The 25,738-nt window shown below is 59.2% G+C and carries 21 protein-coding genes and 1 pseudogene; 14 read left to right on the top strand and 8 right to left on the bottom strand.

Annotated elements, in window-relative coordinates; translation table 11 throughout:
* Positions 1–119 precede the first annotated feature (119 nt).
* The gene (gene ltnD / locus AC1DM5_RS22255) at positions 120–1,046 is read right to left on the bottom strand and encodes an L-threonate dehydrogenase (RefSeq protein ID WP_477822319.1); all 927 of its coding nucleotides are present in this window, start codon (positions 1,044–1,046) and stop codon (positions 120–122) included.
* Between the two features lie 152 nt (positions 1,047–1,198).
* On the opposite strand from ltnD, the gene AC1DM5_RS22250 reads away from it, so the two are divergent.
* The 9 genes and pseudogenes from AC1DM5_RS22250 to AC1DM5_RS22210 form a co-directional block, all read left to right on the top strand.
* Positions 1,199–2,194: a LacI family DNA-binding transcriptional regulator gene (locus tag AC1DM5_RS22250; protein WP_477822318.1), complete on the top strand. Its 996-nt coding sequence runs from the start codon at positions 1,199–1,201 to the stop codon at positions 2,192–2,194.
* Positions 2,195–2,364: 170 nt separating this feature from the next.
* Positions 2,365–3,288, top strand: coding sequence for an ArsR/SmtB family transcription factor (locus tag AC1DM5_RS22245; RefSeq protein ID WP_477822317.1), 924 nt, complete (start codon positions 2,365–2,367; stop codon positions 3,286–3,288).
* A 206-nt stretch (positions 3,289–3,494) separates the two neighbouring features.
* Positions 3,495–5,003: an arabinosylfuranosidase ArfA gene (gene arfA / locus AC1DM5_RS22240; RefSeq protein ID WP_477822316.1), complete on the top strand. Its 1,509-nt coding sequence runs from the start codon at positions 3,495–3,497 to the stop codon at positions 5,001–5,003.
* Positions 5,004–5,199: 196 nt separating this feature from the next.
* Positions 5,200–7,104: an ABC transporter substrate-binding protein gene (locus tag AC1DM5_RS22235; protein ID WP_477822315.1), complete on the top strand. Its 1,905-nt coding sequence runs from the start codon at positions 5,200–5,202 to the stop codon at positions 7,102–7,104.
* A 109-nt stretch (positions 7,105–7,213) separates the two neighbouring features.
* Entirely contained in the window at positions 7,214–8,218 is a 1,005-nt protein-coding gene (locus AC1DM5_RS22230; RefSeq protein WP_477822314.1) for an ABC transporter permease, read from the top strand.
* A 3-nt stretch (positions 8,219–8,221) separates the two neighbouring features.
* The gene (locus AC1DM5_RS22225) at positions 8,222–9,079 is read left to right on the top strand and encodes an ABC transporter permease (protein WP_477822313.1); all 858 of its coding nucleotides are present in this window, start codon (positions 8,222–8,224) and stop codon (positions 9,077–9,079) included.
* Between the two features lie 2 nt (positions 9,080–9,081).
* Positions 9,082–10,071 (top strand): ABC transporter ATP-binding protein, encoded by a 990-nt coding sequence (locus AC1DM5_RS22220; protein WP_477822312.1) that lies wholly within the window; start codon positions 9,082–9,084, stop codon positions 10,069–10,071.
* Complete coding sequence (locus AC1DM5_RS22215; RefSeq protein WP_477975645.1) at positions 10,068–10,880, top strand: ABC transporter ATP-binding protein; 813 nt, start codon at positions 10,068–10,070, stop codon at positions 10,878–10,880. Before AC1DM5_RS22220 ends, AC1DM5_RS22215 begins: the two co-directional genes overlap by 4 nt.
* Positions 10,881–10,883: 3 nt before the next feature.
* Positions 10,884–11,651: pseudogene (locus tag AC1DM5_RS22210) on the top strand (ABC transporter ATP-binding protein); the annotation flags it as partial.
* Between the two features lie 162 nt (positions 11,652–11,813).
* On the opposite strand, the gene AC1DM5_RS22205 reads toward AC1DM5_RS22210, so the two are convergent.
* The gene (locus tag AC1DM5_RS22205; RefSeq protein ID WP_477822310.1) at positions 11,814–12,965 is read right to left on the bottom strand and encodes a mandelate racemase/muconate lactonizing enzyme family protein; all 1,152 of its coding nucleotides are present in this window, start codon (positions 12,963–12,965) and stop codon (positions 11,814–11,816) included.
* A 148-nt stretch (positions 12,966–13,113) separates the two neighbouring features.
* Positions 13,114–14,400, bottom strand: coding sequence for an extracellular solute-binding protein (locus AC1DM5_RS22200; RefSeq protein WP_477822309.1), 1,287 nt, complete (start codon positions 14,398–14,400; stop codon positions 13,114–13,116).
* A gap of 139 nt (positions 14,401–14,539) precedes the next feature.
* Between AC1DM5_RS22200 and AC1DM5_RS22195 the strand changes: the two genes are divergently transcribed.
* Positions 14,540–15,286, top strand: coding sequence for a FadR/GntR family transcriptional regulator (locus AC1DM5_RS22195; protein ID WP_477822308.1), 747 nt, complete (start codon positions 14,540–14,542; stop codon positions 15,284–15,286).
* A gap of 273 nt (positions 15,287–15,559) precedes the next feature.
* Here the strand turns inward: AC1DM5_RS22195 and AC1DM5_RS22190 are convergent, their stop codons facing one another.
* The 5 genes from AC1DM5_RS22190 to AC1DM5_RS22170 form a co-directional block, all read right to left on the bottom strand.
* Positions 15,560–16,174, bottom strand: coding sequence for a DJ-1/PfpI family protein (locus tag AC1DM5_RS22190; RefSeq protein ID WP_112972442.1), 615 nt, complete (start codon positions 16,172–16,174; stop codon positions 15,560–15,562).
* A 62-nt stretch (positions 16,175–16,236) separates the two neighbouring features.
* Positions 16,237–17,184 (bottom strand): substrate-binding domain-containing protein, encoded by a 948-nt coding sequence (locus AC1DM5_RS22185; protein ID WP_310381700.1) that lies wholly within the window; start codon positions 17,182–17,184, stop codon positions 16,237–16,239.
* A gap of 53 nt (positions 17,185–17,237) precedes the next feature.
* A complete protein-coding gene (locus AC1DM5_RS22180) occupies positions 17,238–18,230 on the bottom strand; it encodes an ABC transporter permease (protein ID WP_439018268.1) in 993 nt (330 codons plus the stop codon).
* The gene (locus AC1DM5_RS22175) at positions 18,227–19,795 is read right to left on the bottom strand and encodes a sugar ABC transporter ATP-binding protein (protein ID WP_477822339.1); all 1,569 of its coding nucleotides are present in this window, start codon (positions 19,793–19,795) and stop codon (positions 18,227–18,229) included. Before AC1DM5_RS22175 ends, AC1DM5_RS22180 begins: the two co-directional genes overlap by 4 nt.
* A gap of 22 nt (positions 19,796–19,817) precedes the next feature.
* Positions 19,818–20,498, bottom strand: a complete 681-nt coding sequence (locus AC1DM5_RS22170; protein WP_310382178.1) for a GntR family transcriptional regulator — start codon at positions 20,496–20,498, stop codon at positions 19,818–19,820.
* Between the two features lie 211 nt (positions 20,499–20,709).
* Here AC1DM5_RS22170 and AC1DM5_RS22165 point away from each other — a divergent pair, with 211 nt between their 5' ends.
* The 4 genes from AC1DM5_RS22165 to AC1DM5_RS22150 all read left to right on the top strand — a co-directional run bounded on the left by AC1DM5_RS22165 (position 20,710) and on the right by AC1DM5_RS22150 (position 25,679).
* The gene (locus tag AC1DM5_RS22165) at positions 20,710–21,936 is read left to right on the top strand and encodes an iron-containing alcohol dehydrogenase (RefSeq protein ID WP_477822307.1); all 1,227 of its coding nucleotides are present in this window, start codon (positions 20,710–20,712) and stop codon (positions 21,934–21,936) included.
* 16 nt (positions 21,937–21,952) lie between these two features.
* The gene (locus AC1DM5_RS22160; protein WP_477975643.1) at positions 21,953–23,440 is read left to right on the top strand and encodes an NAD-dependent succinate-semialdehyde dehydrogenase; all 1,488 of its coding nucleotides are present in this window, start codon (positions 21,953–21,955) and stop codon (positions 23,438–23,440) included.
* A 19-nt stretch (positions 23,441–23,459) separates the two neighbouring features.
* Positions 23,460–24,278: an alpha/beta hydrolase gene (locus AC1DM5_RS22155; RefSeq protein ID WP_477822305.1), complete on the top strand. Its 819-nt coding sequence runs from the start codon at positions 23,460–23,462 to the stop codon at positions 24,276–24,278.
* 144 nt (positions 24,279–24,422) lie between these two features.
* Positions 24,423–25,679, top strand: a complete 1,257-nt coding sequence (locus AC1DM5_RS22150) for an arsenic transporter (protein WP_477822304.1) — start codon at positions 24,423–24,425, stop codon at positions 25,677–25,679.
* Positions 25,680–25,738 lie beyond the last annotated feature (59 nt).

The raw sequence follows: 25,738 nt of genomic DNA, 5'->3' as shown, positions 1-25,738 counted from the left end.
CGTTAGCGGCCAGACGAAACCAAACAAAACTGCAACCTGCAGGTCAACTTACCTCGCATGATCTGCGGGTGGCAGCAATCGAACCCAAGTCTCATGCGCATTTTGCGCCAGTACCGCCATCAGCCCAGAACCGTCATGCCCGGCAGGACGACACCGCTCTTTTCAGCGAGGATCTTTGCCACCGCAGCATCATCTTCGAGGCCGAGACCAGCGTCGGACGCTTGCCGGAAGAGATCGAGCGCGGTCACTGCGAGCGGCGTGAAGGCACCTGCCCGATCTGCTTCAGAGGTGACGATACCGAGATCCTTGACGAAGATATCGACCGCTGAGCGCGGTGCATAGTCACCCGAGACGATATGCTCGCCCCGGTTCTCGAACATCCAGGAGGAGCCGGCCGAAACCCGCAGCACCTCGTAGAGCGTCTTCAGGTCGATCCCGGTCTTGGCTGCAAACGTCATCGCCTCGGCGGTCACGGCGATATGCACTCCGGCAAGGAGCTGGTTGATCATCTTCACCTGCGAGCCGGGACCAGGCCTGTCCCCAAGCCGGAAGACCTTGCCGGAGACCGCATCGAGCGCCTGTTTGGCACGCGCAAAAGCTTCCGGCGAACCAGAACCCATGACGACCATCTCTCCGGAAAGTGCCTTGGCGTGACCGCCGGAAACCGGCGCGTCGACGACAAGCATGCCGGCGATCTCGAGCCGATCGGCAATCGCGACCGTTGCGCTCGGTGCCATGGTTGCGCAAAGCAGGAAGACGGTACCGGCACGAGCCGTCTCCAGCGCGCCGCCAGGCCCGAACAACACGTCCTCGGTCTGGCTGCTGTTGACGACAAACACGAAAACCGTGTCGGCTGTACCGGCGGCTTCGGACGGCGTTTTACACGATTTGCCGCCGGCCTGTGAAAAGCGCTGAAGAACATCCTGGCGGACATCGCATCCGTTGACGACAAATCCGGCCCGCAAGAGGGACAGGGCAGCACCCCATCCCATCGAGCCGAGGCCGATGACTGCAGCCTTGCCGACATCCTGTGAAGTTGTCTTCATAATACCAATCCGTCGATTGATCTTGTGTTACCGATACCGGTATCGATACCAAGCGCTAGAATCGCCACAGATGTCAAGCGCTGCCAGTTCCACTTCAACCTCAACAAGCTTATGAATACTGGCGCTCAGAAGCCCTGCTATCGGGAGATCCCTTGCATACGCACAAATCCACTCTGGAAGAGGTCGCTGCGGCAGCCGGCGTCAGCAAGATGACCGCATCGCGAGCCCTGCGCGGCGCGCCCGACGTCTCGATAAAAACGCGGGACAAGGTGCTGCAAGCGGCTGAGCGGCTGAATTATCTCGGCAATCGCCTGGCTCTGTCGCTCTCGTCGCAGCGAACCGACCTTGTCGCCGTCGTGGTTCCAAGCATGTCCAACATCGTCTTTCCCGAAGTCCTCGCCGGCATCTCGACCGGCCTGGAAGGGTCGGGCATGCAGGCCGTGTTCGGCATTTCCGATTACGATGCGACCAAGGAGCGCAACGTTATCCGAGACATGCTGTCCTGGCGGCCTTCTGCCATCATCGTCACGGGTCTGGACCAGCCGGATGAGACCGTGAGGATGTTGAAGAACGCGGCTATTCCCGTCATTCAAATCATGGACCTCGATGGCACGCCGATCGATTTCAATGTCGGGCTCTCGCACGGCAAGGCTGGCGAGGAGATGGCAAGCGCACTGATTGCGGCCGGCCGGAAGCGTTTCGGCTACATCGGCAGTGCACTGGACCGGGACCTGCGCGCCGGAAAACGCAAGGCCGGCTTCGAGCGCGTCCTGCATGAGAACCGTCTCGCCTTCATCGGGCAAAGGCTAGGCGACACCCTTTCCTCCGTCGGCCTCGGCAAATATCTGACGCACCAGTTGCTGAGTGCCGAGCCGAGCCTCGACTGCATCTATTACTCCAATGACGACATGGCAGCCGGAGGCGCATTCGCCGGCATGGAGGCTTCTCGCACCAACGACGTTCTGATGGCAGGCTTCAACGGACTGGAACTGGCTGCCGCGCTTCCAGTGAGGATCGCCACATCCAGATCGCCGCGCCATATGATCGGCGAAGTCGCAGCGCGTCTGGCACGCGGCTCCATGGCGCCGGACGCTCCATCGGTCAGCAAGATCACCGCCTTCGTCCCCGAGATTACGGGGATTGTATAGCTTGCGTCGCCACTCCAGCCGGCGGCCAGATGGCTACGGAGAAACCGCGCCTATGAATTTAAACGAATACTGAGATTTAAATCAAAGAAATCGATTTATATCGGCCTCTGGCAACTTGCTGTATCAGCATTGTCGATATAAAGCCGTGTGTGACGCAGCATGGAGTGATCATGGAACGCTCGTTTTTGACGATCGATGCCGGAGTCAATGACACCGTTATCAAAGCTCTCTCTGCACCAGGACGCCTACAGCTCCTCAAACTTTTGTGCTCAAAAGGCCCCATGAACGTCAACGACATGGCCCGAACTCTGTCGCTGCCGCAGTCAACCGTCGCAACCGGAATTCAAATTCTGGAGGACGTGGGATTAGTCGAATCTCGCCTCGCCAAAGGCCGGAAGGGCAATCAGAAAATCTGCTCTGCAGTTTATGATGAAATCCTCATCAGCTTTGAGGACAAGTCCGTCAACAAGGCAGACGACGTCATCGAGGTTGAGATGCCGGTTGGGCTCTATACGAGTTGCGACATCCACGCCCCTTGTGGCCTTTGCTCAAGTGACAGTGTCATCGGCCTGCTCGACGTTCCTGACTATTTCCTTGATCCACAGCGTATGCAGGCCGGTCTCGTGTGGTTCGGAAGGGGCTTTGTCGAATACAAGTTCCCGAACAATGCCAAGGTTTTGAACAAGGACGTACGCGCCATCGAGTTTTCGATGGAACTGTCTTCGGAAGTGCCGGGAACCAATCTCGACTGGCCCTCCGACATCACGCTTTGGGTCAATGGAATGCCGGTCGGCACCTGGACTTCCCCTGGCGACTATGGTGACAAGCGCGGCGCCTATACGCCTGACTGGTGGAAGCTTAAAGGGTCCCAATACGGCAACCTGAAAACCTGGCGTATCTCCACACGAGGCACATTCATCGACGGCGTCTCAACCTCCAACGTCACGGTTGGAGACCTTGCCCTCGCGCAGCATTCCTCGATCCGCCTGCGCGTCGGCATTGCCGAGAATGCCAGCCATACCGGCGGCGTGAATATATTCGGCCGTGGATTTGGGAATCATGGCCGCGACATCGTTATGCGGCTCTACATTTAACGAACAATATCGGAAATCCTGATTTCAATAGTACGATATTTTTTTCGCCAAAAGACGACAATTCCGATCTAAATCACTGTGAACTAATAATTATTTCTGGCGTCCGAGCGGTGCATAGCGCACGCGCTGTTCAATTGACTCCCTCCAATCAAGCCATCAAGATAGCTGTATAAGAACGAAGAAATCGATATTTAAGGGAGGGTTCGTTGAAGGCGAATGTTGTCGTTCATCGCGATTTTCGGGTCGCGAACATTGATCCCAGACTTTACAGTTCGTTCCTCGAGCACCTCGGGAGAGCCGTTTACGGCGGCATATACGAGCCGGGGCATCCAACAGCCGATGCGGACGGTTTCCGTCAAGACGTCATCGATCTCGTGCAGCAGCTCGATACGCCCTATTGTCGTTATCCCGGCGGCAATTTCGTTTCCGCCTACGATTGGCAAGATGGCATCGGCCCGCGTTCGGAGCGCCCTGTCCGTCTTGACCTTGCCTGGCGCACCCGTGAAAGCAACCAGATCGGCGTCAACGAATTCGTCGACTGGTGCAAGAAGGCGAAGACCGAGCCGATGCTCGCCGTCAATCTCGGCTCACGCGGGCTGGATTCGGCCCGCAATTTCCTCGAATATTGCAACCATCCTGGCGGCACCTACTGGTCGGACCTGCGCCGCAAGCATGGTTGGGAAGCGCCCCATAATGTCAAATTGTGGTGCCTCGGCAACGAAATGGATGGCCCCTGGCAGGTCGGACACAAGTCGGCGCACGAATATGGCCGGCTCGCCGACGAAACGGCAAAGGCCATGCGCAATTTCGACAAATCGCTGGAGCTCGTGGTCTGCGGCTCGTCACATTCCGATATGAAGACTTATCCGGACTGGGAAGCGCAGGTCCTCGACGAGTGCTATGACAGCGCCGACTATATTTCGCTGCATATGTATTTCGCAAACCGCGAGAAAAATACGCTCAACTATCTTGCCCGCACGACCAAGCTTGATCGTTACATCACCACCATCGGCGGCGTGATCGACTATATCAAGGCGAAGAAGCGGTCGAAGAAGACGATCGGCATTTCCTTCGACGAATGGAATGTCTGGTATCATTCCAACCAGCAGGACAAGGATATCCTGGCGAAGAACGAATGGCCCGATGCGCCACATCTTCTCGAAGACGTCTATAATTTCGAGGACGTGCTGCAGGTCGGCGGTATTCTCAATACCTTCATTCGCCGTTCGGATCGCGTGCGCATTGCCTGCATCGCCCAGCTCGTCAACGTCATCGCTCCGATCATGACCGAGAATGGCGGTCCGGCCTGGCGTCAGACGATCTACTACCCCTTCTATTTCGCATCAAAATACGGCCGTGGATCGGCCCTGCAGCTCATCACCGACGCGCCGACCTATGACTGCGACGAAGCGGACGACGTCCCCTATCTCGACGCATCAGCGGTCCTTTCCGATGACAGCCGGACGCTGACCTTCTTTGTCGTCAACCGTCATCCGCAAAACGCGCTTGACCTCGACGCCCGGCTGGATGGCTTTGCCAACGCCCGCGTGCTGGAACAGGTGGAGATGACGCATCCGGACCTGCAGGCCGTCAACACGGCTCGGCAGCCGGAGACAGTCGCCCCCGTCAAGGTCGAGAACGCGAAAATCGAGGATGGCAGATTGCGCGCAACGCTAAAGCCCCAGTCCTACAGCGTCATCCGGCTGTCGGTCTGACACTTTTCCGGCCATCACACTTGTGCTGGCCTGGAGAATATCCGCTCGCTGCGAGGAGGCAGCCGAGCCGGAGGAATGGTTCGCAGAAGCATCGGACCTGACAAGCACAAGTCCCAATGCGGCTACGAACCCAAAACCGCGACGTCCCATGCGTCCATTGCGGCCGCGCGCTCGTCGCATTCAAAGGGAGGAGATTATGCAGCATTGGAAGAAGCTTGCATTCGGCGTCGCCTTGGCGACGCTCGGCCTGATGGCCGCGGCTAAGGCTGATGACTATAAATCCTTGCCTCGCAAGGACACCCTCATCGTCGAAAATCCGGAAGGCACTATCAAGAATCCCGGCTGGTTCAATATTTGGGTCAACGGCGGCGGTGGCGTTTCAACCGGCCTGCAGCAGTTGACCATGGACACGCTCTGGTACATCGATCCGGAAAAAGGCCTCGGCGGCTCGACCTGGGACAATTCCCTTGCCGCCGACAAACCGCAATATAATGCCGACTTCACCGAGATGACGGTGAAACTGCGCAAGGGGCTCTATTGGAGCGACGGCGTGGAATTCACCGCCGACGACCTCGTCTATACGGTCAAGACACAGATGGACCATCCCAGCATGGTCTGGGGTGCTGCCTTTTCCGTGCAGGTGGCGAGCGTTGAAGCGACCGATCCCTATACGGTCGTCTTCAAGCTGAAAAAGCCCAATTCCCGTTTCCACGCGATCTTCACCGTGCGCTGGAACGGAGCCTGGATCATGCCGAAGCATGTCTTTGAGAAGGTGGCCGATCCGCTTCGCTATGATTTCGCCAATCCGGTCTCGCTCGGCGCCTACAAGCTCAAGGCCTACGATCCTCAGGGCCAATGGTATACCTGGGAGAAGCGCGACGACTGGCAGCGAACATCGCTTGCGCGCTTCGGCGAGCCGGGCCCGAAATACGTGACCTATGTCGATCCCGGCCCGCCGGATAAACGCACCATCGCGCAGCTCGAACACAATCTCGATATCATTCACGACAACACGCCCGAAGGCATGTTCACCCTCAAGGAGAAGTCAAAGTCGGTCGAGACCTGGTTCCCGGGCTTTCCTTTTGCCCATCCGGATCCGACGCTTCCGGCGGTGATCTTCAACAACCAGGATCCGGCCTTTGCCAATCCCGATGTCCGCTGGGCGCTTGCCCTTTTGATCGACATCAAGGCCGTAGACATGGCGAGCTACCGCGGCGCTGCCACGCTGTCGGCACTCGGCGTACCGCCCACGGCGGCCACCATGAAAGACTACCAGGCGCCGATGCAGGATTGGCTGAAGAATTTCGAGATCGATACCGGCAAACGAAAGATCAAACCCTATGATCCGACAATCGGACAACAGGTTGCCGATATCCTGCGCAAGCAGCCGAAGTTCAAGGACCAGATCCCGACCGATCCGGCAGCGATCAGCACGGCATTCGGCTACGGCTGGTGGAAACCGGATCCGCAGGCAGCAGCCGAACTTCTGGAAAAGGCAGGCTTCAAGAAAACCGGCGGCAAATGGATGACCCCGGACGGCCAGCCGTTCAAGATCCGGATGACAGTTGAGGGCGACACGCGCTCCGTCTTCACCCGAGCAGGCACCCTGATCGCACAGCAATGGGCCTCTTTCGGCATCGACGCCAAAGCCGTGCCCGCCGCAAAACTTTGGCAGGTTGCACTGCAGCCCGGCGATTTCCAGGTAGCGATTGCCTGGAGCGTCGAGACCTGGGGCGGCGATCCCGACCTGTCGTTCTTCCTCGACAGCTGGCACTCGCAGTTCGTGGCAAAGAAGGGTGACAATCAGCCGCCGCGCAACTGGCAGCGTTGGAGCAATCCGGAGCTCGATAAGATCATCGAAAGCATCCGCGGCATCAGCGCCGACGATCCGAAGGGCATCGAGCTCGGCAACGATTATCTGAAGCTGGTCGCCCGTGAAATGCCGACGATCCCGCTGATGTCCTATAACGTCTTCACCTCGATGGATACGACGTATTGGACCGGATATCCGACGATATCAGACCCCTATACCGACCCGGTTCCGAATTGGGCGAATTCCAGGCTCATGATGGTCAAATTGAAGCCGGCACAACCGAAATAATCCTCCCAACGCCGGCGCGATCATGTCGCGCCGGCCCCCTATTGACGGGCATGCGCCCCATGTCCGTCAATCCTTTCGAAAAAGGGAACCAGAGAGGAACCACTGCTCTATGACGTCCTATCTGATCTTTGTGCTGAAGCGGTTCGGTCAGTTTCTGCTCGTCGTATTTCTTGGCGTGACCATAACATTCTTCGTCACCCACCTGACCCCGATCGATCCGGTCGAAGAAAGCATAGGCGCCATCACGCAGATGGGGCAATCCGATCCAAATGCGATTGAACTGATGCGTCAGTCGCTGCGAGAGCTCTACGGAATGGAGGGTTCGATCTGGCAGCAATATCTGCATTTTTGGCTGCGGCTTGCGACCGGTGATCTCGGCCCCTCGCTCTCGGCCTTTCCCACGCCTGTTTCCACCATCATTCTGCGGTCCCTGCCCTGGACCATCGGGCTGATGACAGTTTCCACTCTGATCTCCTTCGTGCTCGGAAATGCGATCGGCGCGCTCGCCGGCTACTATAGGAAGGATATGGTGCTGAAGGCCGTCAGCCTCGTCTTCATCGCCCTGCTTCCCATTCCCTATTACATTCTTGCTTTCGTGCTTCTCATCGTGTTCGGCTATCTCTGGCCGGTGCTGCCGATCAATGGCGGCTACGAGATGAACACCAATCTGGACCTCTCCTTCGCGCTCGTCCTCGATATCCTGAAACACTCGATCCTGCCGGCGCTGTCGCTGATCCTGGTCGGCGCTGGAAGCTGGCTGATCGGGATGCGCGCGCTTGTTTCCAACATCATCACCGATGATTACGTCGTCTTCGCCGAACTCGGCGGCGTTCCGAAGCGAAAAATTCTCCGCTCCTACATCGCCCGCAATGCCATGGTGCCGCAATTCACCGGGCTTGCCATGTCACTCGGCGCTATCTTCAACGGCACCGTCATCACGGAGATCGTCTTCGGCTATCCCGGCATCGGAAACCTGCTGATTTCGGCGGTGCATGCCGGCGACTACAGCCTGGTGCTCGGCCTCAGCGCATTGTCGATCGTCGGCGTCGCCGCCGCCGTGTTCATCATCGACATTCTGAGCCCGCTGATCGATCCGCGCATCAAGGTGGAATAGAGCATGTTTACGATCATCCGTGACCTCGCACGCCAGAACATGGAGTTCCTCTGTGGCCTGCTGCTCTTTGCCGTCATCGTCGGATTGGTAATCGTGTCCTATTTCTCGCCCTACGGCGCCACGGACATCTATCTTCTGCCGCCTGACATGCCGCCCGACGGCGATTACTGGCTCGGCACGACATCACGTGGCCAGGACGTTTTCTGGCAGTTGACGACCGCACTTCGCAACACCTTGTTTTTCGGCATCGGCGTCGCCTTCCTTTCGCGCATCATATCGCTCGTCGTCGGTCTGGTCGCCGGTTATGCCGGCGGCGCGGTCGACCGGGTCCTGATGGCCATCAATGACAGCGTCATGGTCATCCCGCAGTTCCCTCTGTTGATCCTGTTCTATTTCGTGCTGAAGGACAGCATGACCTGGACTGCGCTCATCGTCATCATGGCCTCGCTCGGCTGGTCCTACGATGCCCGCCTCATCCGTTCGGTCGCGATCGGTCTGAAGACGAGACCCTTCACCACCCAGAGCGTCTATTCCGGCATGAGCATGCGCAAGATCCTCATCCAGGAGCACCTGCCCTATGTTTTGCCGATCGTCTTCGCCACCACGATGAACAACATGATCTGGTCGATCGGCATGGAGATCACCCTGTCGGTGCTGGGCTTCACCGATATCGAGACGCCGACCATGGGCATGATGATCTACTGGGCGAATGCCCATTCGGCGCTGATAGCGGGAATATGGTGGTGGGTGGCCGCACCCGTTGCCGTCATCGTCGTTCTCTTCCTGGCGCTGTTTCTCCTGTCCATGTCGATGAACGAATACAACGATCCGCGCAGCCGGCTGAACCGGATGGGAGGTTAGCCATGGATGCCCTGGTCGAAGTCCAGAACCTGAAAGCCTATTACCGCGCCTTCCTTTACGGTGTCGATCGTGAGGTGCGCGCCGTCGACGACATCACCCTGACGATCGGGCGCGGCGAAATCTATGGGATCGCCGGCGAATCCAGCAGTGGCAAGACGACCTTGATCAAGACGATTGCCGGCGCCATCCGGCCACCGCTCAAGGTCGTATCGGGCAAGGTGATATTCCATTTCGCCGGTGGCACGCAGGACATGTACGCCATGACGGCGGACGAGCGTATGGCGCTTCGCTGGCTGTACCTATCCTATATCATGCAGGCGTCGATGAATGTGCTGAACCCGGTTCGGCGCATCCATCACTCCTTCACCGATTTCGCCTTCCGTCACATGAAGGTCGGCAAGAATGAGTTCTTCACAAAAGTCGGCTCGCATCTCCAAAGATTGAAACTTGATCCGCATCTGCTCCAGGCCTATCCGCACGAACTCTCCGGTGGCATGCGCCAACGTATGACGATCGCGCTCGCAACGATCCTGACACCCGAATTCATCATTGCCGACGAGCCGACGACGGCGCTCGACGTCATCGTCCAGCGCGACGTGCTGTCGATGATCCGCGAAATCCAGCGCGAGATAGGCTCCTCCTTCCTATTCGTCACGCACGATATGGGCGTGCATGCGACGGTTTCTGACCGCGTCGGTATCGTCTACGCCGGCCGCCTCGTCGAAGAAGCGCCAACCCGCAAGCTCTTCGCCCTGCCGCTGCACCCTTACACTCAGCATCTGGTCGGCAGCCTGCCGCGTATCGGCGATGCGAAGGCCCGGCCTTCGCTCGAGGGACGTCCGCCAAACCTTGCCATGCCACCCGAGGGGTGCCGGTTCCATCCGCGCTGTCCGAAGCGGATGGAGATCTGCTCGCAGAAGGTCCCGCCGATGATCACGGTTGAGCCGGATCGGCGAGTGGCTTGCTTTGCGGTTACGGGAGATCAGGCTTGAGCGCTCTTCTCACTCTCTCTCATGTCACGAAGATCTACCGTCAGGGCGGCATGCTTGGCCGGCGGCAGATTGTGGCGGTCAAGGATGTCAGCTTCGAGATCGGCAGCGAGCCAGAGATTCTCTCCATCGTCGGAGAATCCGGTTCCGGAAAATCAACGATCGCAGCGATGATCCTCGGACAGACAGCGCCCACGCAAGGCGAACTCCAATTTCGTCAGAAAGCGGTCGCCCTCCACGGCAAGGCCGAGCGTCGCGCTTTCATGAGGGAAGTGCAGCCAGTCCTGCAGAACCCCTTCGAAGCCTTCAACCCACTCAAGCGCGTGGATCGCTACCTTTTCGAAACAGCGCGGAACTTCTCAGCTGGCGCGAGCAAGCTGGATCGGCAGCAGATCGAACGATTGGCCGACGAGGCTCTCGGCCATGTGGGCCTCAGTCTTGCGGAAGTGAAGGGCCGGTTTCCGCACGAACTGTCGGGAGGCCAGCTCCAGCGCGCCGCAATTGCCCGTGCCCTGATCCCGCAGCCACGCCTGCTTATCGCCGACGAGCCGGTATCGATGGTCGATGCGTCACTGCGCATGGCAATCGTCAGTCTTTTCGAACAACTGAAACGCGAGCTCGGGCTTTCCATCGTCTACATCACCCATGATCTCGCCACCGCCTACTACATCAGCGACCGGATCATCATCATGTGCAAAGGCGAGATCGTCGAGCAGGGCGAGGCGCGCAAGGTCCTCGACAATCCTCAGCACCCCTACTCGCGTGCGCTGAAGGAGGCCGTGCTGAGCGCAGATTTCGCTGCAACGGCCTAGCAACTCGAACGGCGGCGCCGTCCACGGCGTGGAGAGACGAGTGGCGAGGTCCGCGCGAAAGTCGAGAGAGCGGCGGCGATCCTGGGTCCTCAGCCCCTCCTGGAGCGCTATCCGCGACAATTGTCGGGCGGGCAGCGCCAGCGTGTCGCCATCGGCCGCGCCATCGTCCGCAACCCTGCGGTTTTCCTGTTCGACGAGCCGCTTTCCAATCTCGATGCGAAGCTGCGCGTACAGATGCGTACCGAAATCAAGGAGTTGCATCAACGCCTGCGCACGACAACGGTCTGTGTAACGCACGATCAGATGGAGGCGATGACGATGGCAGACAGGATTGTCGTCATGCGCGGCGGCGTCATCGAACAGATCGGCACGCCTCTCGAACTCTATGATCGTCCCTGCAACACCTTCGTCGCCGGTTTCATCGGTTCGCCGTCCATGAACTTTCTTGAGGGACTTATGACCGAAGAGGGGTTTCGTACAGCCGATGGCGTTCTTCTACCGGTCAACTCGACGAATAGACGAGCAGCAGTCTTGGGTGTTCGCCCCGAAGCGATCGGTCTTGATCCATCGGGGCTGGAAGTGGACGTCGTCCTGGTTGAGCCAACCGGTTCCGAAACGCAGGTCGTTGTCAGGCTGGGTGGCCAGAACTTGATCGCACTCATTCGCGAACGGATGAGATTCGCGCCGGGCGCCAAGATCAAGATCTCCATCGATACCTCGGCAGTTCACCTATTCGACGCGCAAGGCCACCGCCTCGCAAACGACGCATGAGCCGATAGCCCTGGAAGGCCGGGGTCCGTCCGCGGCTTTTACCCGCCAATGCTGAGGAAACAGGTGATGATTGAAGGGAGATTTTGCGCATCAGGCTTAAAAGCCCTGTCGCCGTCCGCGTTCACGCAACGAGGATGCTGAAATCGCCATTCCTGTTTGTCACTACCAGTTGGTGAAGCTGCCGTCGCGACGGCGCAGATGCGGGGGCTCGAAATACTGAAAGTCGAGCTTGTTCAGCGCATCTTCGTTCACCTCGATCCCCAGGCCCGGAACCTCCGGAATATCGTAGTAACTGCCGTTCAACTCTGCCTGCTGCGGAAAGAGCTCGCGGGAATCGAAGCCGAGCTGCTCGACGGGAGAAGCGCGGCATTCGAGCCAGGAAAAATTCGGCACCGCAGCGGCAAGATGCACTGTCGCCGCCGTGCAGACGGGACCAAGCGGATTGTGCGGCATGAGATCCACATAGTGGGCTTCGCTCCAGCCGGCGACCTTCATGGCCTCGGTGAACCCGCCGACATTACAAATGTCCAGTCGATTGAACTGATGGATATCGCGCTCGATATAGGGCAGGAACTGCCACTTGGAGGAAAACTCCTCACCGATCGCAAATGGCACATCCGTCATCCTTCGAAGCGCTTCATAGGCTTCCGGCGTCTCGTCCCGGATCGGCTCCTCGATATAATCGAGCGTTCCGGATGGCATTTTCTGGCAGAAGGAGGCCGCCTCGGCGACGCTGAGCCGATGATGGTAGTCGATACCGAGCACTGCCTCGGCGCCCAATTCCTCCCGGACCTTGACCATCCACGGCGCCGTGCGCGCAATCGACTCTCTCGGCTCGAAGACGTCGAGGGAATGCTGTCCCCACGGCACGAAGCGGATGGAGTTCCAGCCCGCATCCATCAGTATCCTGGCCTGCTCCATCATCTCGGGACCGGGATCGGCCGGCGCGGTGGCAAAGGCCGGAACACGATCACGGTGTTTGCCGCCGAGAAGCTCGTGGACAGGCACGCCAAGCGCCTTGGCGCGGATGTCGTGGAAGGCAATATCGAGTGCACCAATCGCCGCTGTCAGGACCCGCCCACCCTCGAAATATTGGCTGCGGTACATTTCCTGCCATAGTGCACCCGCCCTGCGGACGTCGCGCCCAACGAGAAATTCCTGATAATGCCGGATCGCTCCAATGACGGCATGTTCCCGACCCGTCAGACCGGATTCTCCCCAGCCATGAATCCCATCTGCGGTCGTGACTTTGACGAGGAACTGGTTTCGATGCCCCACCCTTGGCGTGAAGCACTCAATTCGTTCGATTTTCATCGGGCATCATCCGTCAGATTGATCAGGCCGTTTCAAGCAGTCTAAGATTTGCTCGCTATCGAATGCAATTCCAGCTTGACGGGGACGAGCTGACCGCCTCGCCTGTTTTCGCGAGGCGGCTGACTTTTGGTGATCTCAGAGCTCAAGACTACTCGAGCGAGAAAGCGTCCTGTATCTGCTGGGCCGCATCAGCGGGGCTCACGGCGCCGGAGACGATTTCGACCGACATGTCATTGACCACCGCACCCACGTTCGGCCCGAGATCCTGATCAAGAAAATTCTGATGCCAGGTTTCGGCCGCCACGGCGTCGGCCGCAGCCTTTACCGTCGGTTCGTCGATGGCATCGGCCGCGCCCTTTGCCGAAGGCAGAACACGGGTTTCCTTTGCCAGGATGCGCTGCGGTCCGGTGGAACTCAGATATTGCAGGAACTGTTCCGTTTCGGGTGGAGCGTTTTTGGTTATCGCCCAGCCGTTGATGCCGCCAAGATTGTCGGTTGCAAGACCGGGTGCGCCGTCGACGGCAGGAAATGCGAAGCGCCCAATGTTGGACAGGGGTTGTCCTTTTCCGTCGGCCGCGTTGACGGCCTGCGTTCCCGGCGTGTTTTCAAATCCGAGGATGATTGCGGCTTTGCCATTGCCGAAGGCACCGAGGGCATCGTTCCACGTCGCGCCGAGGTAACCGTTCTGGAAAGGTTCGATCTTGCCCAACGCGGCGAGCTGTTTGCCGGCCTCCACAAATGCGGGCCCGACAAAGCCGTCTCCGTTGCCGGACTTTGCCTGATTGAACCCATCCTTGCCGGCTTCGCGGATGGCGAGATAGCCCCAGTAGAAATGCAGCGGCCACTTGTCGCCTCCGCCACCCGCGATCGGCGTGATGCCGGCAGATTTGAGTGATTTCACGGCGTCGAGAAATTTCTCCCAGCTCGTTATCGAGCCGGCATCAACGCCCGCCTTGGCGAAGAGATCTTTGTTGTAGTAGAAAGAGACCAGACTGACCTTGAAGGGGGCTGCCCAGACCTTGTTGCCGCTCGAAAGGCCGTCAATTGCAGCGGCGTTCAGCGATGCCCTCCAGGCCGCGCCATTAGCGTCCAGCGCCGGCGTCACGTCGCGAAGCATCCCGGTCTGAGACTGCGCTCTCAACACGCCGCCACCCCAGCTGTAAAACATGCTCGGGGCGTCAGACGACTGCAACAGGGTCGGCAGCTTGGCCTTGAAGGCCTGGTTCTCGAGGAACTGCATCTGGATCTTGACACCCGGATGATCCTTTTCGAACGCATCGGCAATTCCCCGCCAGACCGCCACAACCTTCGGCTGGGCCTCTGGATGAAGCCATTTGATCACGGTCTCGGCCGCCGCCGCAGACGGCAACAGCGAAATTGCAGCGCCGGCTATAGCTGTTGAAAGACCGATCATCGTGGATATTCTCAAACCCATGCTTCTTCCCCCGTTTGAATGTCTGATCCGGTTGACATATCGATTGATCACCGCATCATTGCCTGCGACGCGCGAAGCCTCCTCAAGCTTGATCGGGCTTATAGATGGGATCTAAAGACTTTGCAAGAAGGACAATATCATGCTGCCGAAGGGGGTGATCGCCGATACGGTCGAGAGGTTCGGCAGGTCAATCGTCGAAGGTGACTGGCAGCCGGGGGAGCATTTGCCGCCGGAACCGGAACTCGCCGCCCGCTTCGGCGTCGGGAGAAACGCCCTGCGAGAGGCAGTCAAAGTCCTCGCGGGCAAGGGCCTGATCAGGACCGCGCGCCGTTACGGATCGCGCGTCGCCACGACCGAGGACTGGAACGGCCTGGATGTCGACATCATCCGCTGGAGGCTCAAAGACCGGAAATCGCATGCATCCTTCCGGCGCGAAGTCGCGCAACTGCGCGAAATGATCGAGCCCGGCGCAGCCGCAATGGCAGCTCGAAACGCGACCATCGAGGAACGGCAGACGATCCTGTCAATGGCCAGATCGATGCAGGATTTGCCGTCCATTGCGGCAATCGAGCAGGATATAGCTTTTCACCTTGCGATCTTGCGGGCCAGTCACAACAGCTTGCTGCAGGGGATCGGGCGCTCGCTCGAAATCATGCTGCGGACGCTTTTTACCGCGGACCTTGCACTCGACGAGCACGATTTGATCTACGATCCAAACCCGACGATCCATCTCGCGCTCGCCAACGCGATCCTTGGCGGCTTCGCCGAAGAGGCGCGGCATATCGCGATGGCGATGATCGCACGCGGCTCCGAGGGCGCCGATCGTCTGGAGCGTGCGAGCAACAACGGAAGGACCTTATCTTTGGATCCCTCCCTCAGATCATGAGGGAAGTCGCTCGGATTGCTCAAACCGTGGATCGGCATCGCGACCACTCGCCCAGAATCTTCTAGATGGGATTTATAGTTTGGATTGAAGCGAGAGCCGGCGGATCGCGGCAGGCGCTCTCGGCGCCGCCGTGATTGCTGCCGGCAGATGATGCTGCGCATTTATCTGCCGCCCGAGAGCAGGCAAGGACCGTCCCTGGAAAGGCAACCCCCGCGCCCTGCGAGGATTGCCTGATCATCAAACCAAGGAACAAGCTTTAGCAAGAGAGAAGGCTCAGGCAGCCTTGGCAATATCGTCGCTATGGCGGATTTCCGTGCCCAGCACCTTGAGGCATTCGCGGATGAATGCCGCAAGTGCAGTCCATCCCTTCGCCGAAACCATGGTGCCATCGACATAGGCTTCTGTCGGCGACAGATCGATATAGGTACCCCCTGCAAGCGTGACTTCCGGCTCGCAAGCCCCCAAGGCACCCACCTTCTTGCCGCGAACCACGCCGTCGACGGCAATCAGAATCTGGACGCCGTGGCAAATCGTAAAGATCGGCTTCTGCTTCTCGTGGAAATGGCGCACGATTGCCTGGACGCGTTTATCGGTCCGGATGTATTCGGGGCCGCGACCGCCTGCGCAATAGACTGCATGATACTGGTCGAGCTGCGCCTCGGCCTCCGAGAAGGTCTTATTGATTGTGAAGAAGTGCCCGAGCTTCTCCGTATAGGTCTGATCGCCTTCGAAATCGTGGAGCGAGGTTTTGATCAGGTCGCCAGCCTTCTTGTCGGGGCAGATCACGTGGACCGTATGGCCGACCGCCTCCATCGCCTGCTGATAGACGTAGATTTCATATTCCTCGGTGAACTCACCGGTCAGCATCAGTATCTTCTTACCAGGCATGATTTGCTCCTCTTCTTCATGCAATGGGGCGGCGGCTGCGGCCGCCCCGGTTTCAGGTATTGTCAGAACGGAGAGTCGGGGAAGTAATATTCCTTGGCGTTCTCCTGCGTGATCAGCGGCGCATCCAGCTTGACAGTGCCTCGCACCGGCGCCTGGCCGACAATATTGGCAACGGTCATGTAGATGGCGGTCTTGATCATCGATGGCGGATAGGGTGTTTCGACCGGCGTCATCTGATCGCCGTCGATGACCTTCTTGACGATGTCCTTCATGCCATTGCCGCCGAGGGCGAGCTTGATGTCCTTGCGGCCCGATTCCTTGACGGCCTCGAGCACACCAAGAAGCATATCGTCGTCATTTGCCCAGACGGCGTCGATCTGCGGGTATTTTGCGAGATAGTCCTGCATCAGCTTGAAGGCGTCGTCACTGTTCCAGTTCGCGTACTGGATGTCCAGAACCTTGAGATCGGTTCCCTTGATGGCGTCCTGGAAGCCCTGGATGCGTTCATCGTCGATGACGGTCGGGATACCGCGCAAGACGACGAGGTTGCCTTTGCCGCCCAGCTTGTCGATCATGAACTTCGCCGTATTGCGGCCGACCGCGATGTTGTCGCCGGCAAGATAGAGGTCCTGGATGGACTGGTCGTTCAGGCCACGGTCCACGACGGTGATGAAGGTGCCTGCATCCTTGACCGCCTTGACCGGCGTCGTCAGTTCTTCCGACGTATAGGGCAGGATGACCAGCGCATCGAGCTTGCGTCCTGCGGAGAGATCTTCAAGCGCGCTCACCTGCGCCGTTGCCGAGGGCGAGGTCTTCACGACGACCTCGACATTCGGAAAGGCGGCATTGATTTCCTTGGCGGCGGCCTGCGCGTGATAGACGATGCCCGCCGTCCAGCCATGGTCGGCTGCCGGGATCGACACTGCGACGACCTTTTTGTCTGCCGAAAGGGCCTGGCTGGCAAGCAGCACCGTACTGACGGCCAAGGCCGCAATCCATTTTTTAGACATTCATTCCTCCCAGAATCGGACCACAAACATCAATCCGCGCGGTCCGGACGCGGTTACTTCGAGAACCTCTGTATGAGCATGGCGATAATGATGATGACGCCTTGAACGCCGGCGACGAGATATTCGGACACGAAATCCGAGAGCACCATGAGGTTGGCAATGAGTTCGAGGATGACCGCGCCGGCGACCGTGCCCCAGACATGGCCCTTGCCACCCCGCAGGGCGGTTCCGCCGATGACGACTGCAGTGATGACCTGCAATTCCCACAGCACGCCGGTGGTCGGCGTTGCCGCACCCAGGCGCGGCACGTAGCAGATCGCGGCGATCGCAACACAAGCGCCCTGGATCGCATAGGCGATCGTGCGCGTCTTGATGATAGAAATGCCTGAATAGCGAGCAACGTCCTCGTTCGCACCAACGGCGGCGCATTTCCGGCCATATTTCATCTTGTAGAGGATGAAGGATGCGATGGCGGCGACGGCAATCGAGATGAGGATCGGAAAGGGAATACCGCCAAGGGTCCCGAAATAGACGGGCCGATAGGCGTCACGGAGGCTGCGATCGATCGGGATCGTTCCGCCGTCCGACATATAGGTAATGAGGGCCCGGAAGATCCCCATGGTGCCGAGCGTTGCGATGAAGGGCTCGATCTTTCCGACCGTAACGATGACCCCGTTCATCAGCCCGCAGATGAGCCCGACGACGAGCGCGACCGCCATGCCGGCGGGAATTGCCAGGACACCCCAGTCGGGAGCCATCCTATTCATGAACATGATGGTTATGCCGGTGATGAATGCGGCCATCGAACCGACGGAGAGATCCAGCCCGCCTGACGAGATGACGAAGGTGGCGCCGACCGCGATGATGGCAATGAAAGCGCTTCGGGTGATCACATTGCCGAGATTGGTCGCAGAGAGAAAATCCGAGTTGATCGAAAAACCGATCACCAGCAGCGCCAGAAGCGCAAGGAACGGACCGACATCCGACCAGCCGATGTTCCATTCTCGCTCCGGCCGAACCGGTGTCGAACCCGTAATCACAGTCATTGCCTTCCTCCCTGCTTCGCCACAAGCGTCGTTTCGCTGGTGGCAAGAAGCGCAATCTCATGTTCCGTCATTCTGTCGCCCGTCACCTCTCCTGTGATGCGCCCCTCCCGCATCACAAGAATCCGGTCGCAGATCCCGATCAGTTCCTGCATCTCGGACGAGATGACGATGCAAGTCCTGCCCTCTGCGACGAGGCGCTCGATGAAGGCATAGATCTGGGCCTTATTGGCGATGTCGATCCCGCGCGTCGGCTCGTCGATGACCACGACCGAAGGGTCGGTGAGAAGCACCTTGGCAAGCAGAAGCTTCTGCTGGTTGCCGCCGGAAAGTTGGCCCGCCTTGACCGCGTAACTTTTCAGGCGGATGTCGTAGGCCTTGATGGCCTCGACAAGCGCGCCCTGCTCGCGGCGGCGGTGCATCAGAAGGCCGGGATGAAACCTGCTGAGGGCGGACAGCGTGAGGTTCGGCGCGAGCCGCTCTTGCAGCAGCAGCCCCTTGCCCTTGCGGTCTTCAGTCAGATAACCGATGCCGGCATCCATCGCCGCCCGGGGGCGCCTGATGTCGATCGTCCTGCCCTGCAATTTTACGGTTCCCGTGGCGGGACGCAGGCCCATGATGCCCTCGAACACTTCGGTGCGGCCAGCACCAATCATGCCAGCAAATCCGAGGACTTCGCCTTTGTGGGCTGTAAACGAGATTTCGCTTGCAAAGCCAGGAACGCTGAGGTCCCGGACTTCAAGCATCGCCTGTAAAGCCGGCTTTACGGTCTTCTCGGGATAAAGTGCGGCGAGATCGCGCCCGACCATCAGCCGCGCCATGTCCATCTGCGTCAGGCTATGGCCGGGATATGTGCCGACCATCTTGCCGTCTCTGAGCACCGTCACCTTGTCGGCAAGCCGTTGGACCTCATCCAGGCGATGACTGATGTAGAGCACGGCAGCACCCTGCTCCTTCAGCTGCAGGATGATTGCAAGCAGCCGCTCGACCTCCTCACCCGTCAGGACCGCGGTCGGCTCGTCGAAAATGACAAGCTTGTAGTCGTCGAGGAGTGCGCGCGCGATCTGCACGAGCTGGCGATCCGCAAGCGAGATGTCGCGCACCAGAGCATTCGGCGACACGTGGCAGCCAAGGTCGTGAAGCTTTTCGACGGCCAGACGCCGCATCGTCCGATCATCGACCAAGCCATGGCGCATCAGTTCCCGGCCGAGGAAGAGATTTTCGGCAACGGTCAGGGCGTCGGCAAGCAGAATCTCCTGGTGCACCAGAACGATACCCGCTTCCTGGGCCTGCTCAGGCTTCGAGAAACCGACCTTGCGTCCGTCCATCGACAGCGTTCCGGCAGTGGGTTCGGCATAACCGGAGAGGAGCCGCATGAATGTCGACTTGCCGGCGCCATTCTCGCCGATGATGGCATGGATCTCGCCGGGCAGGATATCGAGCGTGACCTCCGAGAGTACGGTGACGGATCCGTATTGCTTCGACATGCCCTCTGCACGAAGGACCGGATGAGAGGCGAGGTCTTCTGTCTCGGCCACCACGCTCCTCCCTCTCCTCTCGATGGTCATGACGTTCGACATTACCCGCCTCTTAATCGAAGGCCGGCACGAGCCGGTCCCGTGAATGTTCGAGATGGGTTCTCATTGCCTTTTCGGCGGCCGATGGGTCGCCTGCAGCGAAGGCGGCGAGAAGTGCCTCGTGCTCGTCCAACGCCTCTTCGGTGACGCGGGAATGGAACATCAGTCGAAAGATGTGAAAATGCGTGTGCTGGTGGCTAAGGGTTTGGCGGATGAGCTCGTTGCCGGCAAATTCCATGATCCTGTCATGGAAAAGGGCATCTTGCCGCGCGAAGGTCGAATAGCGCAGCCGTTCATCGCCTCCTTCCCGGCGCCCCATGACACCGGCCGCCTCCCTCAGGATGGCGAGCTTTTCATCGTCCATCGCCCTTGCCGCCCTTGCCGCACCATCAGGCTCGAGAAGCAACCGCAAATGGTAAAGCTCGTCGAAGCGCCGATGAGTGATCTGCGGGGCCGCGCTGTAACCGATGAGATGCGTCTTGACGACAAGTCCCTCTCCTTCGAGGCGGCCGAGCGCTTCGCGGATCGGGGTCTGGGAGACGTTGAACTCCTTGACGAGATTATCGACGGTGATGCGCGCGCCCGGAGCGATCTTCAAGGACATTAACTGCGCAAAAATCACCTCGTAGACGCTGTCCGCGAGACTGTTGCTACGCTGGATGAAACCACTCGGATCAGGCGTGGCATTGAGCATCATCGTATTCCGGCCCTGTATTTCTTTTGCCTCTTGACAGGAACAATCGCTAACACGATGCTCGGCGATATGCAATCCCATATCCTATAGGATTTTATATCGGAGGTTTCATGAGGGTCATTTGGATGGGCGCGAAAGAAATCGCACGCCAATTTTGCGACACTTCCTCACGGTCTTTCTTCATCCCACAACTGGTGAAAGGACCAGCACAATGACCCTCTTCGCCGCCATCAGGCTCCCGAAAGAAATCCTGTTCGGCAAAGGCCAACGTTTTGCGCTGCCGGCGGTCGCCAGCAGGCTTGGTCGAAGGGCGCTGATCTGCACGGATGAGCGCCTCGCAGGAACGTCCATATTCGCCGAACTCGTTGCCGCGTTGAACGCGGCATCGATCGAGACATTGGTCTACGACCGGGTCCTGCCGGATGTCCCGCGCGACACTGTTGCCTCATGCGTCGAAGAGGCGCGGAGCTTCGCGCCCGACATGGTGATCGGGATAGGCGGAGGAAGTTGCCTCGACATGACAAAATGCGCCGCCCTTCTGCTGAGCCACGGCGGAAGCCTCGCCGACTATTACGGTGAGTTCAAGGTTCCCGGTCCGACAATCCCGATCATCGCTGTCCCGACTACGGCGGGGACCGGCTCCGAGGTGACGCCGGTTGCCGTCATCTCCGACCCGGACCGGACGTTGAAGGTCGGCATATCGAGCCCATATCTCATCGCCGCAGCGGCCATCTGCGATCCTGAGCTGACGATGTCCTGCCCGCCGGGCCTGACCGCTGTCGCAGGCGCAGACGCACTGACCCATGCAATCGAGGCATTCACGGCCGCCCGACGCGGCACCGACCCGTCGCTGCCACAGAACCACGTCTTCATTGGTAAGAGCGCAATTACCGATCATTTCGCACTTCTCGCCATCAAGCTCTTGGGACGCAGCCTGGAAACGGCTTGCAAGGAGGGATCGAACGAAGATGCGCGCGCTGACGTCATGATGGGTGCGCTGGCCGCCGGCTGTGCATTCGGCACGGCAGGCACTGCCGCAGCGCACGCCATCCAGTATCCCGCAGGCGCATTGACCCATACGGCCCATGGGCTCGGCGTCGCAACGATGATGCCCTATGTCATGAACTACAACCGCTCCGCCTCGATGACCGAAATGGCTGAGATCGGGCAAGCGCTGGGTCTGGATTCAACCGGCAAGACGACGCAGGAGATGGCGGAGGCGGCCATTGAGGAGATCCGCAGGCTCTTTCAGGCCATCGGCATCACGCCGACGCTCGCCGATCTCGGGCTTTCCGCCGACAAGCTCGACTGGACTGCCGAACAGGCGCTCAGCATCGACAGATTGATCAAGAACAACCCGAGGCCCTTCGACATCGACGCCATGAAGCGTCTCGTTCGTGCAGCCTATGACGGCGATCTTGCCGCCTCAGCCCTCTAAACATTCGAGGAACAAAATGACCATTGCCCAGCAAGTGCCACAGGCCGACCGCCACCTGCCAGACATCGAGGCTGCAGCCCGCGGTCTCTATATCGATGGGAGCTGGCGGCAGCCAAAAAGCGGGCGCAAGATCGATGTGATCGACCCCTCGACCGGGGCACTTCTTGCTGCTGTAGCGGACGCGACCGTCGAGGATGCACAGGCAAGCGTCGAGGCCGCAGCCCAGGCTGCGCCTGCCTGGCGGTCGACACCGCCACGCAAGCGCTCGGAGATTTTGCGACGCTGTTTCGAGCTGATGATCGAGCGTTCCGAAATGCTTGCTACCCTGATCTCTCTCGAGAACGGCAAGGCGCTGCGCGACGCCCGCGGCGAGGTCGCCTATGCCGCCGAGTTCTTTCGCTGGAACGCCGAAGAGGCCGTCCGCATAACGGGAGAATTCGGCGTCGCCCCGTCGGGAGCAAATCGGATCATTGTCGACTACCAGCCGATCGGCATCTGCCTGCTGATCACGCCCTGGAACTTCCCGGCTGCGATGGCAACGCGAAAGATCGCCCCCGCCCTCGCCGCTGGCTGTACCGTCATCCTGAAGCCGGCAAGCGAGACGCCGCTGACGGCCTACGCACTGGCCTCGATCTACGAGGAGGCCGGCGTACCACCAGGCGTCGTCAACGTTCTGACGACAAGCGCCCCTGCCCCATTCAGTGCCGCCATTCTGGCGGATCCACGTGTCAGAAAACTATCGTTCACCGGCTCGACAGGCGTCGGTCGCCTGCTTCTCGCAGAAGCGGCCAAGCATGTCGTCTCATGTTCCATGGAGCTCGGCGGCAACGCTCCGTTCATCGTTTTTGATGACGCCGATCTGGAGGCAGCGCTCGACGGCGCGATGGTTGCCAAGATGCGCAATGCCGGCGAGGCCTGCACCGCCGCAAACCGCCTCTACGTCCAGTCCGGAATCTACGCGGCCTTCGCTGAAGGGTTGACCAAAAGAATGGCAGCTCTGACCGTTGGTCCGGGCGTCGACACCCTGACCGAATGCGGGCCGATGATCACGCCAAAGGCTGTGGAGAAGATTGATCGCCTGGTCGGTGACGCAAAGGAAAAGGGCGCGCGCGCCATGTGTGGCGGCGAGGTCTCTGCTGGGCCGGGTTACTTTTACCCGCCGACAGTTCTTGTCGACATGCCTGATGGCGTAGAGATGGCGCATGAGGAAATCTTCGGACCGGTCGCACCTCTTTACAGGTTCGAGACCGAGGACGAGGTGATAGGACGTGCCAACGACACCGAATACGGCCTTGCCGCTTACGTCTTCACGCGCGACATTACGCGGGGACTGCGCGTTTCCTCCGCTTTGGAAGCGGGTATGATCGCGCTCAACCGGGGTCTGGTTTCCGATCCGGCGGCGCCCTTTGGCGGCGTCAAGCAGAGTGGTCTCGGTCGTGAGGGCGGACAGCATCACGGCATCGCCGAATTCATGGAAGCCAAATATATCGCAACGAGCTTCTGACACGTCAGAGGAGAAATCATTGGAAACCGATCCGTTCCGCATACGGGGACACGTGCCGGAATTCGACGCCATCGTGTCGGAGATCAAGGCAAGGAGTGCTTCTACCCGCGCAAGGCTCCGCATGAAAGAAATCTCCTACGGAGACGGTGCAAGCGAAACCCTGGACCTCTTCTACCCGGACGGTACACTCGAAGGGCGGCCGGTGCACATGTTCATCCACGGCGGCTACTGGCGGATGTTTTCCAAGCGCGACTACTCCTATGTCGCCGACACCATTACCGGCACAGGGGCAATCGCCGTTATTGTCGATTACGCCCTGATGCCGCATGTCCGGATGGACGTGCTTGTCGACCAAGTTCGACGGGCCAAGCAATGGGTGCTTAAACATATCGCGAGCCACGGCGGCGACGGATCGCGCTTTACGGTCAGCGGTCATTCCGCCGGTGCGCATCTTGCCAGCTTCCTGTTTCATCGACAGGAGGCTTTCTCAGGCGTGTCGGCCGCTCTCCTGCTTGGCGGCCTTTACGACTTGAAGCCCCTGCAGTCATCGTTTCTGCGCTCAGAGATAGCCATCACCGATAGAGAGGTTGCCGACTTTTCGCCGATGCTGCACTCCTTTGACCAGGGCTGTCACGCCATCATCGCGGTCGGCGCTGAAGAAACGCCGCCGTTTCATCAACAGGCGGACACCTTCTCATTGCGCTTGCAACAACAAGGACTGTCGGTCACCAGCGAAAGCCTCGAAGGCTCCAATCACATGAGCAGCGTTCGCGATCTTGGCCTGCCGGAAACGGCTATCGGTCGAATCCTCAGTGAAATGATTGCATCTGTCGGGTGATGTCGAAAGGTCGATCTTCAACTGAAATCGACCTTCTTGCTCGGCGTTTGCGATTGGCTTAGGCAAAAGGCCGCCGAGATAATTCTCTTGCGCCTGCCGTCTCGGCTGATAAAAGCCGGCCTTCCAACTGAAAACAGCGACTGAATGACAGAACACGCCATTACCTGGAGCATTGCCGGCTTGACCGCCATGGGTGTGGTCATTCGCCCATTCCGATGGCCGGAAGCGGTATGGGCCATGTTTGGCGCCTTGCTGCTCTTTGCCTTTCGCCTGATTGGATCAGAGGATGTCATCACGGGCGTCTTAAAAGGCGGCGACGTATATCTCTTTCTGATCGGGATGATGCTTTTATCGGAACTCGCCCGCCGGGAAGGCCTGTTCGACTGGATTGCAGCGATCGCCACAACGCACTCTCGTGGCTCCTCCCGACGCCTGTTCGTGCTTGTCTATCTGGTCGGCGTTGTCGTGACGGTCTTTCTCTCAAATGATGCGACGGCCGTCGTCCTCACCCCAGCCGTCTTTGCGGCCTGCCGGGCTGCCCGCGTCCGGGACCCGATGCCCTATCTCCTGATCTGCGCCTTCATCGCCAATGCCGCAAGCTTTGTCCTTCCCATCTCCAATCCCGCCAATCTGGTGATCTTCGCGGGTGGCGAGATGCCGCCGCTGGCGCGCTGGATGTCGACGTTCATGCTTCCATCGATCGTTTCGATCGTGGTTACATTCGTCTGTCTTTACTGGACTCAGCGCCGGGCTCTTGCCCAGGACAGCGTTGCCGAAAATGTACCGCGGCCGATCCTTTCCGCGAGCGCTCGGCTAGCCGGATGGGGAATTGTCCTGACGGCCGTCATTCTTATCGTGGCATCGGCGATGCATATTGATTTGGGTATGCTGACTTTTATCGCCGGCACGATTACCACCGCGCTCGTCCTGGCGCTGACCCGGCAAAGCCCGATCGAGACCTTCAAGGGGGTAAGCTGGAGCGTCCTGCCTTTGGTCGCAGGCCTGTTCGTCGTCGTGGAAGCGCTGGATCGCACTGGTCTCACGACCATGCTCTCCAACCAGTTGGCCCTGCTCGCGGCAGCATCGGAAACACAGGCGGCCGGCATCGCAGGCATGGTTGTCGCGCTTGTCTGCAACCTCGTCAACAATCTCCCGGCAGGCTTGGTTGCGGGAAGCGCGGTGCAGGCGGCGCATGTCTCAGACAAAATTGCCGGAGCGGTGCTGATCGCAGTCGATCTCGGCCCTAACCTTTCCGTCACGGGATCCCTGGCAACAATATTGTGGTTGACTGTCCTTCGCCGCGAGGGACTGCACGTCAGCGCGTGGCAGTTTCTGAAGCTCGGAACTGTCGTCATGTTTCCGGCACTGATTTTGTCTTTGCTGTCTCTCGTTCTTTTCTGAGACTTCCAACCGGCAACGTCTCGCGAAGTAGGCGGGACAATCCAAAACTGTCCATCAAT

The sequence above is a fragment of the Rhizobium sp. 01T437 genome (assembly GCF_056398505.1).
Note: the sequence above shows the minus strand (reverse complement) of the source record. Positions and strands in the feature narration are given on the sequence as shown.